Genomic DNA, 15,476 nt, shown 5'->3' with positions numbered 1-15,476 from the left:
ATACTGCACCGACCGGTTCGTGTGATGCCACGTGTCGGATTCAGGCCGCGGAGACGCTGGGAACCGCTGCTTCGCGACGCTGTTCCCGTACCGCGAGATGACCGATGATCGCGGCGGTGATCATCAGGACGGCGGCCAGTGCCATCGGGACCGCCACGTGCACGCGCAGCAGCAGTGCCCCGACCACGGCGCCGAGGAAGATCGTGAGAATGGCGGCGAGCCGTCGGTTCGCAAGGCTGTGCCTGCTGCCGAGCACGAACGACTCACCGGCGAGCTGGGTGAGGGTGGAGGTGACGACCACCGTCGTCATGTCGGTCACTGCCAGTTTCCGGGCGACGGCCGCCTGGGTGCCCATCACCGCAGCTGTGGTTGCGGCGACCGCGATCTGGACTGGTTCGGCGTGCGAGTCGGCAAGGACCAGGGCCAGGGCACAGCCGGCGAGTGCGCCACTGCCCGCGAGCAGCAGGCCGGTGGTGCGACGGAGGTGCCAGGTCTTCTCGTGACCGTGCAGCAACCGGCCTGCCACATACGCACCCGCCATGAACGCCAACACCGCGAGCAAGGGGCCGAGAATCGGTAGTCCGTCGGCTCCGGCCAACCCCATACCGAGGATGACGATGTTGCCGGTCATGTTGCCGGTGAACACCCGATCCAGGGCGAGGTAGCCGACCGCGTCGACGATTCCGGTGACGAATGTCAGGACGATGACGGGTATGAAGGCTGGTTCGAGACGGAAGCGCGGCGGCATGGTGTGTGGGCTCCTCGGTGAGCGTGGATGGGGGACGAGCGGACCGGTCGACACCGAATGCCCGCCGCGGATACTCCGCGGCGGGCACTCGAGACGGATCGATGTCAGAGGAACAAGATGGCAAACAGTGTGCAGAGGACCAGGCCGCTGACGACGGGCAGGAAGCACTTGCGGGCCAGGTCGAGCACCGGAACGCGGGCGAATCCGGCTACGGCGACGAGCGACGACCAGGCAACGAGCGTGCCACCGCCCGACCAGATGTTGCCCATCTGACCGATCGCCGCGAGCGTCGATGGATCCATGTCGACGGCTGGACCCAGAGCCCCGGCGAGCGAACCGGTCAGTGGCAGGCCACTGAAACCGGAGCCCTCGAGACCCGCGACCATGCCGATGAACAGGATGCCGAACGCCGTGACGAACGAGTTCTGGGGGAGGTGCGACTGGGCGGAGTTCACCAGATCGAACAGGATTGCCGGACCTGCCTGGTCGTCGGAGTAGCCGAGAATCGCGCCGGAGAAGTCGGCGTTTCCGATGAAGAAGAAGCCGGCGATGGGGAGCACGATGCCCATCGCCTTGAAGGCGAAGACCAGGCCGTCGATGAGGTGCTCGGACGTGGTCTCGAGAAAGTTGCCCTTGTCGGAGACCGCGGCGGCCGCGAAGAGCACGAGTGTGGCAATACCTCCGACGATGGCGGCTGCATCGCCGCCCTTCAGGGCCGGGACGACACCCACCTTCCCCAAGATGAGGTAGATCACGAGGGCCAGATATACCAGTGGTACCAGCATCGCGAAGGTGCGAGCCATCGCGGACTTCGCCGGCGGTTGGTCGTCAACGACTGTTTTGCGCTCGATGACGGCCGTCGCCGTGGAGGGTGTGGCGATGGCCGCGGTCGCCACCGGTTCTGCGCCGTCCGGCCGTGGTCCAGCGGGTCCGCCTGCGGGCTCGGAGGCCGCTCCGCCGACACCACCGTCCTCGCCCAGCTCATCACGAAGTTCGTCGGCACCACGGTCCGCCTCGGCCTCCCATTCGACGAGCAGGTCCGGTGACGGGGAGCGCCAGTGTTTACGCTGCATGACGAACGTGATGATGAGGGCGGTCAGGCCGACGATGAGCGAGAGGATCATCGCCTTGTCGGCGACCGAGTCGGCGTCCACACCCGCGCTTGTTGCGGAGATTCCGGGCGCGACTTTGATGATGTAGTCCGACGACAGCGCCATACCCTGACCGCAGATGGCGATCACCATACCCACCGACAGAGGCGACAGACCCGCGCGGATGGCCACCGGGATGAGCACTGCGCCCACAAGTGGAACCGCAGGCGTCGGCCAGAAGAACAGCGAGATCACGTAGGTGACGACCGCCAGAACGATGAAACTGCTTGTGCCGGTACGCATCACGCGCCTGAATGGAGCGACCATCAGGCGGTCGGCTCCCATGTGACGAAGTGCGCCCAACATTGCCGTGACCATGGCGATGATGAGGAAGATGTTGAAAAGCTCTTTGGCGGCAACAAGACTGGCATTGAAGATCGACGCCAGACCGGTGATGATGCTGCCGGAGAAGACGAATGCGGTCAGGAATGTGGCGATTACAGCAGGTACGACGATGTTCTTGCGCATTGCCATCGTGACGAGGATGACGATGATCCCGACGAGATACACCCAGTGGGCGGCAGTGAGATGAGCGTTCAATGTGGCTCCTCCGGAAAACGCACCCGGGCCGATATGGTGCGGGGCTGTGCGACTTGAGTTTTCCGCTTGCACCGGTGCCCGGCAACGCGAACGTTGCACAGTGGTTCACGTCATAGATGTGCAATCTTCACGCATTGTTACGGGCGTGTTACTTCCATGTCTGCCGGGTAACGCCGGGTCATCTCCCCGGCCTGCTCCTGAATTTGGAAAAGGACCCCACACGGACGTTGCGTCGCGTGTGGGGTCCTTCGTCTGGGGGCTTCCTGAAGGTGGATCAGGAAGCGGGGAGGTAACCCTTGTACTCGTTGAACAGTGCGACCTGATCAGGGGTGAGGTCGCCCTGGGCGTTGGCCTGATCGAGCAGGTCGTGCAGCGCGGGGTCATCGATCGTGGCCTTGAGCTGCGCGACGATGTCGTCAGTTGCCTGCGACAGGTTCGGGAGCTCGGGCACGGCCGGGATCTCCAGGCTCGGGGCTGCGGTGGGAGCTTCGCGCTCGGTGGCGCCGCTCAGGCCGGTGCCGCAGGTGGGCCATGCGCCCTTGCCCTGCGAAGCGAGGACACGCTCGGCGACAGCGATCTGCTGCTCCTTGGTGGCCTGGTCTGCGGACGGGGCGAACTCGCCGCCGCCGTGGCCGGTCCAGGTACTCGGGGAGAACTGCAGGCCGCCCTGGTAACCGTTTCCGGTGTTGATGGCCCAGTTGCCGCCTGACTCACACTGTGCGACGCGGTCCCACTCTGAGTCGGTGGCCGCTCCGGCGTTGCCGCCGCCTGCGAAGGCGAGGCTGGCGCCGCCGCCGATGACGGCAGAGGTGAGGGCGATCTTGGCAACGGTGCGACCGGTGTTGGTCGGCTGACGATGACGTCCGGACATAAGGTTTACTTCCTCTCTCCACGCGCCTACGAAGTCAGCTGTCGGGTTCGAGCGAGAGGTTGCTCGGTTCCGCTATGCGGAACTGCACCCCAAGGATTTCGTCGGTGTCGGGCGTTGCTGCCGTCGGCCGTCGGAATCCGGTGATCTCCAGGAGATGGTTGGGTCCCCCGCCCTCGTCCCTGAATTACGTTTGGAGTTTCTCGGAACGCGGGACGAGGTTGGGCGCGGCGATCCGAGAATATTCAGTTGCATTGTTTGGCCGATCAGTTCGACCGAGTGAGACGCTACGTGTTAATTCGCGCTTGCACACGCCTATCTGAGGCGCCTGGGCGATGCGTCCCGAGGGGACTTTTGGTCCCGATTTGGCATATTTGCTGCTCACCGCTATGAGTGTCGTCCCGTGTCCGATCCGTGATCGAACCGTTATGTGAGTAACGTCACAGCATCATTCAAGGGGAGGAAGCACTCAAGTGGGTCAAATGACCCGATCGATGAGCGGGTGTCCGGTTGCTCAACCGCCCGCGAACGGCGGGAGAACGTCAACTGTGTCGCCTCCGGAGAGGGTGCGCGAACGGTCGCGGACCGCTATCGACTCATGCAGATATGAGCATCGTTGCAACACTTCGGCCAATTGCGGATTCGATTGGCCCAATTCGTTTTCCAGATCGGCAAGTGTCGCTTTGTCAGTGAGATGTATCACGAGCTGCTCGACGCCGGCGGCGGCCTGTGCGGCTGCGAAAAACCTGACGCAGATCTCCATGTCAGCCACCGATCGCCGACATGGGTCGAGAGGGCTGCAGGAAGCCCGGGTCGTTGACTCCGTGGCCTGGCAACTTGCCCCAGGTGGCTTCTCGCCACCGCAAGGCAATGTCCTGATCTGAATTCTCAGTTGATCTCAGTAAACCTCGGATGTCGGTCTCCGAAGTGGCGAACAGACAGTTGCGGAGCTGTCCGTCGGCGGTCAGGCGAGTCCGGTCGCAGTCACCGCAGAACGGACGTGTCACCGAGGCGATGATGCCGACCCGGGCCGGTTTGCCGTCCGGGGTGTGGTGGCCTCCGACAAGCCACCGCTGCGCCGGTGCGGCCCCTCTGGGGGCGGTGTCCGGCTGCAGATCGAACTCGGCCTGCAAGGTGTCGAGTATCTGATCGGCGGTGACCATCTTTGTGCGCGACCAGTGATGCTCGGCGTCCAGCGGCATCTGCTCGATGATGCGCAACTCGTATCCCTCGGCCAGGCAGAACCGCAGGAGGTCGGCGGCATCGGCGAGGCCGGTGTCGGGATCGAGGACGGCGTTCACCTTGACCGGCCGTAGACCGGCAGCGCCCGCTGCGGCCAGGCCCGCGAGGACGTCGGGAAGGCGGTCTCGGCGGGTGATCGAGGCGAAACGTGCCGCGTCGACGGTGTCGAGGGAGACGTTGACCCGATCGAGTCCGGCCGCGGCGAGGGTTTCCGCGCTGCGGGCCAGACTCAGGCCGTTGGTGGTCAGTGCGATCTCGGGGCGTGGATCGAGAGCTGCTACCGCGCTGATGATCTCGGTCAGATCCTTGCGTAGCAACGGTTCACCACCGGTGAATCGAACCGCGCGGATGCCCAGGTCGCGGACTGCGACACCGACGAGCCGGATGATCTCGTCGGCGGTCAGGACGTCGGCTCTGTCGAGCCAATCGAGGCCCTCGGCCGGCATGCAGTACGTGCACCGGAGGTTGCAGCGGTCGGTCACCGACACCCGCAGGTCGCGCACTGCCCGCCCGAAGGTGTCGATCATCGGTCCGGAAGTGGGCATGACGGTGTCGGTCACCGGTCTGGCGTTGGGACCGGTCGGCATACCGAGTGCGGTGACTGTCACAGTGTCCAGCCTACGGTTTGCTGCTCCTGCGTGGTGAACGCAGACGTTCACCACGCAAAGTCGGACCGTGAACCGTCAGGGACGTGCCTGCAATGCGCGGAAGGTACTGGCGTGGAAGACCAGCGGCTCGTGATCGGTGTCGGCGCGCAATGCCAGCACCTTGAGGAGGACGAGGCTGTGATCGCCTGCCGGGATCTCGTTGTAGATCTCGCAGGCGAGTTGCGCGACCGCGCCGCCGATGAACAGCGCCCCGTCGGCAGTTGTTTCGAGGTCGAGTCCGTCGAACCTCTTTGCCGCCGGGCCCGCCAACTGCTTGCACTCGGCGTCCTGGTCGTGCGCGAACACCGACACGCCGAGGACGGCCGCGGAGTGCAGCTTCGGCCACGTCGTCGACTCGTTCTGCACACACAGCGATACCAGTGGCGGATCGAGGGACACCGTGGCGAAGGAACTCGCCGCGATACCGATCGGATCACCGTCGCCCTGATGGCATACGGCGACCACACCGGTCGGAAAACAACTGTAGGCACGCCGCAGGGCCGAACCATCGCTGGTGGGCGTCAGGGCTCCGTCAATGTGAAGGCTCATCTCGAACGTCACTCTAATGGGGCGCTGTTGTCGTCGCCGGATTGGTCGGACTGCTGCTTTGCCCGGCGCCCTGATCGGAGGGCAAAAATCAGCCCGAACAAAAATCCCAGGGGAGCGCACATGATGAGCAGGTAGACGAACAGGGGAGCGGTTTCTCCGGTGATCGGCTCGGCGAGAAACAGCGCGATGAGGGCTATGAGCCCGATCGCGAACAACCCCACCGCAACCCGTAGCAGTCCGGCGCCTTCGGCTTTGCGCATGTGGTCAACGGTAGTGCAGTGCCGCATGTGCAGACGAAGGCGGAGGTCGCTCACCGGCCAGACGAAGCCGGAGGCCGAGCTCGCTGTCACGGCTGCCCGATGGGAGAAAACCATGGTGTTGGGAGCATGGTCGAGGGGCTAGACTGATCAAACGCGTCTGGCTGGACCGCACTTGTCACAGCGGGCGCTTTCGTTTTGGGTCACGCGAACAGATGAGGGTGTGCACAGTGCCTACCGGCAAGGTGAAATGGTACGACGCGGAGAAGGGCTTCGGCTTTCTCTCGCAAGATGATGGCGAAGACGTCTATGTACGTTCGTCAGCGCTCCCCGCTGGAACCGAGGCGCTCAAGCCCGGCCAGAAGGTCGAGTTCGGCATGGCTGCGGGTCGTCGCGGTCCGCAGGCCCTCACGGTCAAGATTCTCGACCCCGCGCCGAGCGTCGCCAAGAACACCAGGGAAGCCCGCAAGGATCAGCCCAAGCGGCATACCACCGACGAGCTACACGGCATGGTCGCCGATCTGATCACCTTGCTCGAAGGCAAGGTGCAGCCCGATCTGCGCAAGGGTCGTTATCCCGATCGCAAGACTTCACAACGTATTTCAGAGGTTGTCCGGGCCGTGGCCCGCGAACTCGAATCCTGATTCCGCCCCCGGCGGGGCCGACCTACCCGGAAGCGGGCACGTCGACGCCGTCGGGGAGTGTGTCGATTCCCCAGATACCTCGTTGGATGAAGACTCCCGGTTCGGTCTCGATCTGCGACGGCTGGGTGATCTGGACGACGGCCAGAATCTTGTCCTCGGTCGAGGGCAACGTGATGGTGCGTTTGGAATCGCTGAGGTAGATGGTCTCGGTTCCGTTGTCGAAACCTTCGGCAGTCAGGTACTGCACCACCAGGATCCACGGTCCGACAGCCAGTTCATGGGAGAGCGACACCATGAGCGTGTCCCCGACGGCAACGGGAACCCGCGTTGGCGGATTCGTCGCCGAGCCCTCACATTTGGACAGGTCGATGGTGCAGTACGCCAGCGGTTCGACGCGGACCAATTCGGTGCCGGAGGCAACCTGGACGTACGGGACGTCGTCGCTCTTGTGGCCTGCGGTCAGAGCGGCAACAGAGCCGCCGACGATGGCCACGAACAGGACGGCAACAATCGCCGCGATGATGGCGAACTTCTTTTCGCCTGCGGTCAAACTCATTCTTCGCGAGCACCCTTTTTCCGTGTGTTCTTGTTCCACGACTCCCGCACGGAGGGATCGACGTGGATTGCGCCGGTCGGCATTGTCATGTCAGGTCGCTTGCCGCCGAAACCGGGTACCAGGGTCGATCCCCGGTTGGTGACAAAGGTCTGGGCGAAGCCCAAGGCCAGCAGCACGGTGACCACACCGAATCCGATGGACAGATTCGTCGGCAGCAACACGCCGAGGGAGGCCCCGAACACCCAGCCCATCTGCAGCACGGTCTCGGAGCGGCCGAACGCCGATGCTCTGGACGCGTCTGGCAGATCGTCCTGAATGGACGAGTCGAGGCAGACCTTGCCGATCGCGCTGGTTCCGGATGCGACCAATGCGGCGATGATGACAAAGATGAGGTTGCCGAAGACCGCGGCGAGCAGCGCGACGAGGGCACACGAACCGGTGACGATCACAACGATGCGCTGAGGATTCGGGAGCTCGAGCCGGGTTCCGGTGGCATTGCCGATGAAGTTGCCGATACCGGCTGCCGCACCCACCGCGCCGAGCATCGCGACCTGCGCCCAGCCGCTGCCGCCACCCTGCTGAGACTTTGCGTAGAAGGCGATGAACAGCGTCAGGAAACCGGTGAGGATGCGAATGGTCCCGTTGCCCCACAGTCCCACCAGAACATTGCGGCCCAATGGTTGTCGGATCGTTGCCGTGAGCGCCTTGACAGTCGACTTCTTGGTTTCGTCGGGTGATGGCATCTGGGTTCGGGCCGGCTCACCGTGGTACGTCAGCGTCGTCGGCACCTCACCCTCGGTGACCTCGACCCACGACGGGATTCGCATACACAGAACCGCGCCGACGACGGTGATGATCGCCAGCCACACCATCGCGCCCGGAATGTGCAGCGGCAGAACCTTGCCGAGCGCCATCTCGAAGAAGGCGGCCACACCGCCGCCGACGATTGTGCCACCGACCAGGCCGAAGGTGGTCAACCGTGAATTCACCCTTGGCAGGTCGATGGTCGGTGGGAGGACACGTGGCGTCACCGCAGATTTGAGAACGCCAAAGGATTTGGACAACACCAACATTCCCAGGGCACAGGGGTAGAGCACCCACGGGTCGTATGTGAGTTGGCTCGAGGCCGCATCCCATCCGGAGTTGGCCATCACGAGCAGCGCCAGGATGGTCCGGCCGAGAAATGTTCCCGCCATGGCGATCCGGCGACCGCGCTGCAGTTTGTCGAGCAGTGGTCCGATCAGTGGCGCGATGATGGCGAACGGGGCGATGGTCAGCGCGAGATAGAGCCCGACCTTGCCCTTGGATTCGGCACTGGCCGCGGCGAAGAACAGGGTGTTGGCGAGCGCGATCGTCATCGCGGCATCGACGGCGAAGTTGACGACCGTCGGGTACGTGAGCGCGGTCAGACCGGATCGATCGGCACCGTCCGCCGTGGCGGCCTGATGGATTTTCCCGAGGCCCTTGGACGTCAGTTCGCGACCGCGCATGGCCGCCACCCGGGTGACGGTGAGTTTGCGCGGCATGGCACGGGCGTTGTCGTCGCTGTGGTAATCGGTCTCGTCGAGCGGGGGCAGGTGCCGGTTCTGCGACGTCTGCGGCCGGGTGTCGTGGCGACCGGGTGCACCGGGCGGCGGGTATGCCCCGGACGGATCTTGTCGTGGGGGGTTGTTCCGCGGCGGCTGGTTCCGGGGTGGCTGGTTCCGCATGCCGGGGCCCGGTGGTGGGGGACCCGCCTGCGGTGCGCGCGGGGATCCGCCGTCCGCCGGGTAATTGGCCGAACCCGGATGTGCAGTGGGTTGTTGGCGTGGACGCTCCCGGGGGCCGTGACCGGATGCACCAGCATGGCCCCGCGCGTCTCCGCCCCGGTCCGAGGGGGTCGCACGAGGATCAGGTGGTGGATTTCCTCGGTTCACTTTCCTGATTCTTCCCTATCCCGTGACCGCCGACCAACCCTCGTGCACTCCGGGCGGGTTGCGATACGGCACACTAGAGGGGTGAACGCGGTTACTGAACAGCCAGAAACAGCGACCGATGGTGCGCAGCCCGACAAACAGCGGGTTGCCTCGCTCCTGACCTCGGCCGTCGATCAGGCGCGGGCCGCCATCGACGCCGACGAACGGGAAATCGGGGATCACCTCGACGCGGTGATCGAGGCCGACTACACGGCGACCCACTACTTCGCGGCCAACGTGCCCGGGTATCGCGGGTGGCAGTGGTGTGTGGTGTTGGCCGGTTGCCCCGATAGTGACGACGTCACCATCAACGAGGTGGCTTTGCTGCCCGGGTCTTCGGCACTGACCGCACCGGTCTGGGTGCCGTGGGATCAGCGGCTCCGGCCCGGCGATCTGCATCCAGGTGATCTGCTCGCCACGCCCGCCGATGATCCGCGGCTCGTGCCCGGCTACGTCGACAACGGTGATTTTGATCTCGTCGACGAAGAAGCGGCGGTAGGCGAGGCGATCGGGCTCGGCCGCAAGCGCTTGTTGAGCTACGAGGGCCGTATCGAGGCCGCGCAGCGTTGGGTCGACGGCGACCACGGTCCGGCCGCCGAGATGGCCCGCAGCGCGAAGCACAATTGCGTCTCGTGCGCGTTCTATCTTCCCGTGGTGGGTTCCTTGCGCGCGGCGTTCGGCGTCTGCGCCAATGAGTACTCTGCCGACGGGCATGTGGTCCACGCCGACTACGGCTGTGGGGCGCACTCGGATGTGAAGGCACCCGAGGGTGCAGGCAGTCCGGCTTACGACGCGTATGACGATGGCGCGGTCGAGATCCACGCGAATTCCTGAGCTGCGCGTGATGGCGCACGCCGGCGGGTACCGGTGATGGCCGGGCCGGATCCGTTTGGTGTTGATCGGTTGCGGGATTCGATCCTGCAGTCCTGGTTGGCGTCGCCCACTCGTCTGCGTGAGGACACCGCCGCCGAATCCGATCTGGTCGGGGTCGGGTACCGCGATCGCCTGCTGACCGAGCTCGTTGCCAACGCCGCCGATGCTGCCACCGAAGCCGGTGTCGCAGGCCGGGTGGCGGTGTGGATCGACGGTGGAGACCTTCACGTCGCGAACACCGGGGCCCCACTCGATCGGTCGGGCGTGCAGGCTCTGACCGCGTTGCGGTCCTCGAGCAAGACCGGTGACGGTCTGGTCGGGCGTTTCGGGGTCGGATTCAGTGCGGTGGCCGCCGTCACCGACCACGTCCAGATCCGTTCTCGCACCGGATCCATCGAGTTCTCGGCGACGCGCACCAGGGCGCAACTGACCGGAACCGACCTGGCCGGGCATCCGGTGCCAACTCTGCGGCTGGCGTGGCCGATCGACGCACTACCTGCTGCCGGCTTCGATACCGAGGTGGTGCTCGAACTCGATGGCGCGGTCGACGCGGTGGCCATGCTCGCCGATTTTCGTGCCGAGAGTGTGGAACTGTTACTGGAACTGCCTGCCGTCGAAACGATTTCGGTTGGCGACAAGAACTTCACGCGGACCCGCGACGGTGATGTTGTCACCATCGGAGCCGAGCGATGGCGCGAATACGTGGCGCCACATGCCCGATGGCTGCTCCCGTTGCGAGGCGGCCACGTTGTTCAGGTGACGTCCGGAGTGCTCCGCGCGCCGACCCGGACCGATGTCGAACTCACGGTACCGGCGATCTGTGTCGGCGATGTCCGTCTGACGGCTGATCGTCGCGGATTACATCCGGATGCCGATATCTCCACGCTCGCAGTGGGTTACACCGACTTCGCTGTTGCGCTACCGGCGGTGGATCGGCTGGTGTTGGTTCCTCCGCCGGTTTTTGCCGCCGGTCACGAGGACGAGCGGTTGCGGACCGCGCTGATCAACGACCTGCGCGAGCATCGGTGGTTGCCTGGCGCCGACGGGAACGACCTGATTCCCTCTCGCTCCGAGGTGTTGGTCGATCTGACCCCGGGTCTCGCGGCGCTGATCGGGGAGATCGTGGCCACGTTGGTGCATCCGGATCTGTCCGAACGATCTGCGCTGAGTCGGTTGCGTTCGGTGGGGGTCACCGAGATCGGACTGGCCGAGGTCGCGGCTCGGCTGACCGGTGTTCAGCGCGAACCACGGTGGTGGGGAGAGCTTTACGCCGAGTTGTCGGTGCTCGCGCAGGGGCAGGTGGACGAACTCGGTGCGCTGCCGGTGCCATTGGTCGATGGCCGGACGATGCCGGGTGCTCGCGGCACGGTATTGCCGCCACACGCATCCGCCGACGCCGACGACACGCAGACCGCAGCCCCGTCGTGGCTGCCGACCATTCATCCCGATGCGGTCCACGACCTGCTCGAACGTCTCGGAGCCCGGCGGATCTCGGTGGGGGAGATGCTCGCAGACCCGGCGCTGCAGGCCGAGATCGAATCCGACTCGGGCAGTGAACAGCTCGTCCGTAGTGTGCTGGGTCTTCTTCGCAGTGCCCCGGATTCGGCGGTTCCGGGATGGCTGGGATCGCTGGAGCTGCCGACCATCGACGACGAACCCCGTCCGGCGGACGAACTCCTGCTGCCGGACAGTCCGTTGGCCGCTGTGCTGGTTGATGATTCACCGTTCGGCGTGGTCAGTCCCGAATGGGTGCAGGAGTACGGGGCAGCGGCGCTGCGGGCGCTCGGGGTCGGTTGGGACTTCACCTTGGCGCGGGAGGAATATCCGACCGGCCCGGACCACGATCTGCCCGACGAATCGCAGTGGTGGGACACCCTGACCGACGCACCTCAAACATTGATCGCGGTCCGTGATCTCGACCTGGTCGACCCCGACAAGTGGTCGGAGGCGCTCACGCTGCTGGCCGAATCGCCGGATGTCGCCCCGTTACTCGCCGACCGCCGCGGTTATACGGCCTGGTGGCTACGACATTTCGCCGTGATCGACGGGAATCGCTTGGGCGGTTGGCGGGCGCCGAGCGACCAGGCCGCCCGGGGTCTGCTCGATCCGCTGGAGCACCCACAGGCCGATGGTCTGGCCGGCGCGCTCGGCAGCGTCGACGTAGAGGACACCGAGCAGGCGCGGATGATGTTGTGGCACTTGTCCGATCCGGATCGGAGCATCACGCCATCGGTGGCAGCAGCGGTGCACACCGAATTGGCGCGTGCACTGCGCGATGGTCGTATCCGTCTCGACGACCTCGAACCACCGGCGGGATATCGCACCCTGGCCGGTTCGGTGACTCCGGAGGCGGTCGTACTCGACGCGCCGTGGATGGTCGCCGCGCTGGACCCGGCCACGACCGTATCGGTGATGCCTGGCGAATACGCCCTGGCCGCCAATCTCGCTGATCTGCTTGATATACCGACCGCAACCGAGGAGTTCGTCGGAGGGCCTGCCGAGGCGGGGCTGGAGTCGACCTGGGATGCGCAGCCCTGGGCCTTGCAGACGGCCCTGTCGCAAAACCGTGAGTTGCCGGTGGGCCCCATCCGGGTGCACTCGGACCTGACCGTCGTGTTGCGTCGAGGGGGCAGCAGTGCCGAGTACCGGGTGCCGTGGTGGCGTGACGAGGATGGACTGATCCATGTTGATACAAAGTCCCGCGTCGTACCCGGCTGACCTGCCCAGCAGCAGCCTCGTGGCCGGGACCGACGGGGCGACGTCGTTCGGTCCGGATCAGTACGTCCTCGACTGGATGGTCGATCACCGCACAGATACCTGGACCACGGTGATGAAGGCGATCACCACGTTGGGCAACACCCTGACGCTGTTTCTGGTCGCGATCGCTGTCACCGCTTTTTTCGCTCTCCGCAGCCAGTGGCGACTCGCACTCTTCGTCGGCCTCGGCTCGGCCGTGGGTTCACTGATGATGGTCGCCCTGAAGGAACTGTTCTCCCGTGATCGGCCCCCGATGCCCGAACGGCTGGTGGAGCTGTCGACCCATTCGTTCCCGTCAGGTCATGCGATGAGCTCGACCGTGGTCTACGGATTGACTGCGGTTGCCATCTATCGGTTCAGCCCCTGGGTTCGGGCGCACCTGTGGGTCCTGTTGTTCGCGCCGTTGCTGGCGCTGAGCATCGGCGTCACCCGTGTGTACCTGGGAGCGCACTGGATGACCGATGTCGTCGCAGGATGGATACTGGGGGCGCTCTTTGTCGCAGCTGCGACATGGATGACCTTCAGGACAGGCCCTGCTGAGCCGCCGGGCTCCCTCGGCGCACCGCCAGCTTCTGCAGATACACCACAAAGCAGCCGAACAGACCCACCCCAAGGCCCACCAGACAGATCGTGAGTGTGGTGTCGGTGCCGAGGTCCCAGATCGCCACCACGAGGGTGGCGATCAGCCACGCGGCCATTCCCACGGCGATCACCGGCCCGGGGGCGGTCCATCGGGAGGGCAGTTGGGGAATCTCTGCGTGCATGGGGTCAGGTTAATCCGATTTCGCCCGCGCATGAATTCGCGGTGCTCACCCAATGGGCGAAGTGCAGTTTTTGCAATTATTTTCGACAGTCGCTCAATTGTGAGGTGAACAAATGAACCTTGGCAGTTCAGCGCGCATTTCGGTCATGCTCACCTATCCTCGAACCGTGGAGCAGAATGACGAGAAGTTGCCAAGTGATCTGGCGATAGCTGTAGTGCGGCTGACCAGGCATTTACGTGGGCGCCGGGCATCGTCCGTGGTGTCGCTCACGCAGCTGTCGGCTCTGTCCACACTCAAGCGCGAGGGTTCTATGACCCCGGGTGCCATCGCCGCACGTGAACGCGTCCAACCGCCGTCGATGACGCGCGTGATCGCCTCCCTGGCAGACCTGGGGATGGTCAAGCGTGAGCCGCATCCGACGGACGGTCGGCAGGTGATCGTGACCCTGACATCGGCCGGGGACGCGCTGGTGGTCGACGAGGCGAACGCACGTGAGGAATGGTTGCGGGCTCAGCTCAAGCGGCTCGACGACCAGCAGCTGGCCACCCTGCGCGGTGCGGTCGGCATCATCGAGTCGATCGTCACCGAAAGCGACTGAGCGCCGCAACCGGCGGTGGCGCTCGTTCTCAGAAGGACGTGGTTCTCAGAAGGACGTGGTTCTCAGAAGGACGTGCCCGCAACCGGCCTGCGGTCCGTGCTGAACGCCTGATCGATCGCATGCAGGGTGACGCCGTCGACGGTCCAGAGTCTTTCCGCGGCAGCGAAGTCGACTGCGCGGTATGCGCCGAGATAGAGACTGCCCAGCACCGAGATGTCCATTCGGACAGTGGGTTCGGCGTCGGTGGCACTGACCGTGGCTTTGTTGTCGGTGATCGACACATTCCAGCGCCCACCGGATTCGCGGAACGAATCGGCCACCTCGAGCACGAAGTCGATGTCGTGACCGTACTCGCGCAGCGAAAGAGCTTGCTCGACATCGAGTATGCGGAGCCACATGCTGTCGTGGATACCGGTGACCGTCGGTGCACGCAGATCGGTGAGCTTGAGGGGGAGAGGATCGTCCACCGGGGTCGTTGCGGTGAGCGCCGGGATCAGATCGAGCCCTGACAAGACCCGCCACAGCTCGGTGTGGGCCTCGTCGGTGACGGTGAAGAGCTCGGAAACCTCTGCGATGGAAACGGTTTCGGACTCGTGGTGGATCCGGTAGCTGGCGTAACCATCGGGGTGCACCAGGTAGTGGAGTCCACTGCGCCCGTTACGGAGGATAGGGCGATCGGCGAAGATCATGTTCCACCACACCGGCGTTCGGACGATCGCGCCGGGCCGGGTCGAAACCCAACGGTTGTGGATCTCGGGAACACATTCGCGGACCTGGTCGGCATCGGCAAACCGGACCCGGGAGTCCGCCGGCGCCGGAGCCCGCAGTGAGGCCTTTCGCAGATCCAGACGCAAAGTGTGGTCGAAAGCCGCGGGCCCGTAACCGAATCGTTCGTAGATCGTTCCTTCGGAGGCCGTCAGGATCGAGAATGTCGACTGCTCGCGTTCCCACTGTTCGAACATCTCGGTGATCATCATCCGGAGGATTCCGCGTCGACGGTGCGTCGCTGCCACCGATACCCAGGACAATCCGGGCAGGTCGACCCGGAGTCCGCCGGGGATCGACATCTTCATCCGGAAGAACATCGCCACACCCACGAGGACGGGACGCTCCGGATCGGAGGTGTCGTGGACCACGATGGCGTCGCCTTCGGTGACCTTGGATCGGATGTCCGCCAGGGCTTCGTCGTCGAGCGGTTCGACAAATGCGAACGCCCGCGCATCGGCGATGGCGATGTCGGGCCAGTCGGATTCGATTGCTCGACGAAGCGTCAAATTACCGTTGCTCACCCTTCCAACCTGTCACATCGACGGTCGGGCAGACTAGC

General features: G+C 64.7%; 16 protein-coding genes and 1 riboswitch. Of the genes, 5 read left to right on the top strand and 11 right to left on the bottom strand.

The window, feature by feature from the left end; genetic code table 11:
- Positions 1-40 precede the first annotated feature (40 nt).
- From AC56PL_RS24170 to AC56PL_RS24140, 7 genes are all read right to left on the bottom strand, one after another.
- Positions 41-748 (bottom strand): YoaK family protein, encoded by a 708-nt coding sequence (locus AC56PL_RS24170; protein WP_497155390.1) that lies wholly within the window; start codon positions 746-748, stop codon positions 41-43.
- Positions 749-852: 104 nt separating this feature from the next.
- Positions 853-2,439, bottom strand: a complete 1,587-nt coding sequence (locus AC56PL_RS24165) for a hypothetical protein (protein WP_495517551.1) — start codon at positions 2,437-2,439, stop codon at positions 853-855.
- 274 nt (positions 2,440-2,713) lie between these two features.
- Positions 2,714-3,310: a transglycosylase family protein gene (locus AC56PL_RS24160; protein ID WP_495517552.1), complete on the bottom strand. Its 597-nt coding sequence runs from the start codon at positions 3,308-3,310 to the stop codon at positions 2,714-2,716.
- 7 nt (positions 3,311-3,317) lie between these two features.
- A riboswitch (cyclic di-AMP (ydaO/yuaA leader) is annotated at positions 3,318-3,516 on the bottom strand.
- A 305-nt stretch (positions 3,517-3,821) separates the two neighbouring features.
- Positions 3,822-4,070, bottom strand: coding sequence for a MoaD/ThiS family protein (locus AC56PL_RS24155; RefSeq protein ID WP_495517553.1), 249 nt, complete (start codon positions 4,068-4,070; stop codon positions 3,822-3,824).
- A gap of 1 nt (position 4,071) precedes the next feature.
- The gene (gene moaA / locus AC56PL_RS24150; protein ID WP_495517687.1) at positions 4,072-5,136 is read right to left on the bottom strand and encodes a GTP 3',8-cyclase MoaA; all 1,065 of its coding nucleotides are present in this window, start codon (positions 5,134-5,136) and stop codon (positions 4,072-4,074) included.
- Positions 5,137-5,232: 96 nt separating this feature from the next.
- Positions 5,233-5,745, bottom strand: coding sequence for a flavin reductase (locus AC56PL_RS24145; RefSeq protein WP_495517554.1), 513 nt, complete (start codon positions 5,743-5,745; stop codon positions 5,233-5,235).
- A gap of 8 nt (positions 5,746-5,753) precedes the next feature.
- Positions 5,754-6,005 (bottom strand): hypothetical protein, encoded by a 252-nt coding sequence (locus AC56PL_RS24140; protein WP_497155389.1) that lies wholly within the window; start codon positions 6,003-6,005, stop codon positions 5,754-5,756.
- A 227-nt stretch (positions 6,006-6,232) separates the two neighbouring features.
- On the opposite strand from AC56PL_RS24140, the gene AC56PL_RS24135 reads away from it, so the two are divergent.
- Complete coding sequence (locus AC56PL_RS24135; RefSeq protein ID WP_495517556.1) at positions 6,233-6,646, top strand: cold shock domain-containing protein; 414 nt, start codon at positions 6,233-6,235, stop codon at positions 6,644-6,646.
- Positions 6,647-6,668: 22 nt separating this feature from the next.
- On the opposite strand, the gene AC56PL_RS24130 is transcribed toward AC56PL_RS24135, so the two are convergent.
- Together AC56PL_RS24130 and AC56PL_RS24125 are read right to left on the bottom strand one after the other, a co-directional pair.
- The gene (locus tag AC56PL_RS24130) at positions 6,669-7,202 is read right to left on the bottom strand and encodes a DUF2771 family protein (RefSeq protein WP_495517557.1); all 534 of its coding nucleotides are present in this window, start codon (positions 7,200-7,202) and stop codon (positions 6,669-6,671) included.
- On the bottom strand, positions 7,199-8,911 hold the full coding sequence (locus tag AC56PL_RS24125) for an MFS transporter (RefSeq protein WP_497155388.1): 1,713 nt from the start codon (positions 8,909-8,911) through the stop codon (positions 7,199-7,201). The genes AC56PL_RS24130 and AC56PL_RS24125 overlap by 4 nt, the downstream gene beginning before the upstream one ends.
- A 288-nt stretch (positions 8,912-9,199) precedes the next feature.
- Here AC56PL_RS24125 and AC56PL_RS24120 point away from each other — a divergent pair, with 288 nt between their 5' ends.
- From AC56PL_RS24120 to AC56PL_RS24110, 3 genes are read left to right on the top strand one after another with little or no spacing between them, the layout of a single operon-like run.
- Positions 9,200-9,991 (top strand): DUF3027 domain-containing protein, encoded by a 792-nt coding sequence (locus tag AC56PL_RS24120; protein ID WP_495517559.1) that lies wholly within the window; start codon positions 9,200-9,202, stop codon positions 9,989-9,991.
- A 36-nt stretch (positions 9,992-10,027) separates the two neighbouring features.
- Positions 10,028-12,748: a sacsin N-terminal ATP-binding-like domain-containing protein gene (locus tag AC56PL_RS24115; protein WP_497155387.1), complete on the top strand. Its 2,721-nt coding sequence runs from the start codon at positions 10,028-10,030 to the stop codon at positions 12,746-12,748.
- Positions 12,714-13,421: a phosphatase PAP2 family protein gene (locus AC56PL_RS24110; RefSeq protein WP_495517561.1), complete on the top strand. Its 708-nt coding sequence runs from the start codon at positions 12,714-12,716 to the stop codon at positions 13,419-13,421. Before AC56PL_RS24115 ends, AC56PL_RS24110 begins: the two co-directional genes overlap by 35 nt.
- Here AC56PL_RS24110 and AC56PL_RS24105 read toward each other — a convergent pair.
- Positions 13,309-13,551, bottom strand: coding sequence for a DUF2530 domain-containing protein (locus AC56PL_RS24105; protein ID WP_497155386.1), 243 nt, complete (start codon positions 13,549-13,551; stop codon positions 13,309-13,311). The two genes, AC56PL_RS24110 and AC56PL_RS24105, sit on opposite strands and share 113 nt — an antisense overlap.
- 145 nt (positions 13,552-13,696) lie before the next feature.
- Between AC56PL_RS24105 and AC56PL_RS24100 the strand changes: the two genes are divergently transcribed.
- A complete protein-coding gene (locus AC56PL_RS24100) occupies positions 13,697-14,149 on the top strand; it encodes an Rv0880 family HTH-type transcriptional regulator (protein WP_482141407.1) in 453 nt (150 codons plus the stop codon).
- A gap of 62 nt (positions 14,150-14,211) precedes the next feature.
- On the opposite strand, the gene AC56PL_RS24095 is transcribed toward AC56PL_RS24100, so the two are convergent.
- On the bottom strand, positions 14,212-15,438 hold the full coding sequence (locus AC56PL_RS24095; protein WP_497155385.1) for a GNAT family N-acetyltransferase: 1,227 nt from the start codon (positions 15,436-15,438) through the stop codon (positions 14,212-14,214).
- Positions 15,439-15,476: the final 38 nt, after the last annotated feature.

Source organism: Williamsia sp. Y721 (assembly GCF_059683565.1).
The sequence above is the reverse complement of the archived record's forward strand: the minus strand, read 5'-3'. Positions and strand labels throughout refer to the sequence as shown.

Coding starts and splice junctions, on each gene's coding strand:
- AC56PL_RS24170 (WP_497155390.1), bottom strand. CDS start 748: ATGCCGCCGCGCTTCCGTCTCGAACCAGCCTTCATACCCGTCATCGTC.
- AC56PL_RS24160 (WP_495517552.1), bottom strand. CDS start 3,310: ATGTCCGGACGTCATCGTCAGCCGACCAACACCGGTCGCACCGTTGCC.
- AC56PL_RS24155 (WP_495517553.1), bottom strand. CDS start 4,070: ATGGAGATCTGCGTCAGGTTTTTCGCAGCCGCACAGGCCGCCGCCGGC.
- moaA (WP_495517687.1), bottom strand. CDS start 5,136: ATGCCGACCGGTCCCAACGCCAGACCGGTGACCGACACCGTCATGCCC.
- AC56PL_RS24145 (WP_495517554.1), bottom strand. CDS start 5,745: ATGAGCCTTCACATTGACGGAGCCCTGACGCCCACCAGCGATGGTTCG.
- AC56PL_RS24140 (WP_497155389.1), bottom strand. CDS start 6,005: ATGCGCAAAGCCGAAGGCGCCGGACTGCTACGGGTTGCGGTGGGGTTG.
- AC56PL_RS24130 (WP_495517557.1), bottom strand. CDS start 7,202: ATGAGTTTGACCGCAGGCGAAAAGAAGTTCGCCATCATCGCGGCGATT.
- AC56PL_RS24125 (WP_497155388.1), bottom strand. CDS start 8,911: ATGCGGAACCAGCCACCCCGGAACCAGCCGCCGCGGAACAACCCCCCA.
- AC56PL_RS24115 (WP_497155387.1), top strand. CDS start 10,028: ATGGCCGGGCCGGATCCGTTTGGTGTTGATCGGTTGCGGGATTCGATC.
- AC56PL_RS24110 (WP_495517561.1), top strand. CDS start 12,714: ATGTTGATACAAAGTCCCGCGTCGTACCCGGCTGACCTGCCCAGCAGC.
- AC56PL_RS24105 (WP_497155386.1), bottom strand. CDS start 13,551: ATGCACGCAGAGATTCCCCAACTGCCCTCCCGATGGACCGCCCCCGGG.
- AC56PL_RS24100 (WP_482141407.1), top strand. CDS start 13,697: ATGCTCACCTATCCTCGAACCGTGGAGCAGAATGACGAGAAGTTGCCA.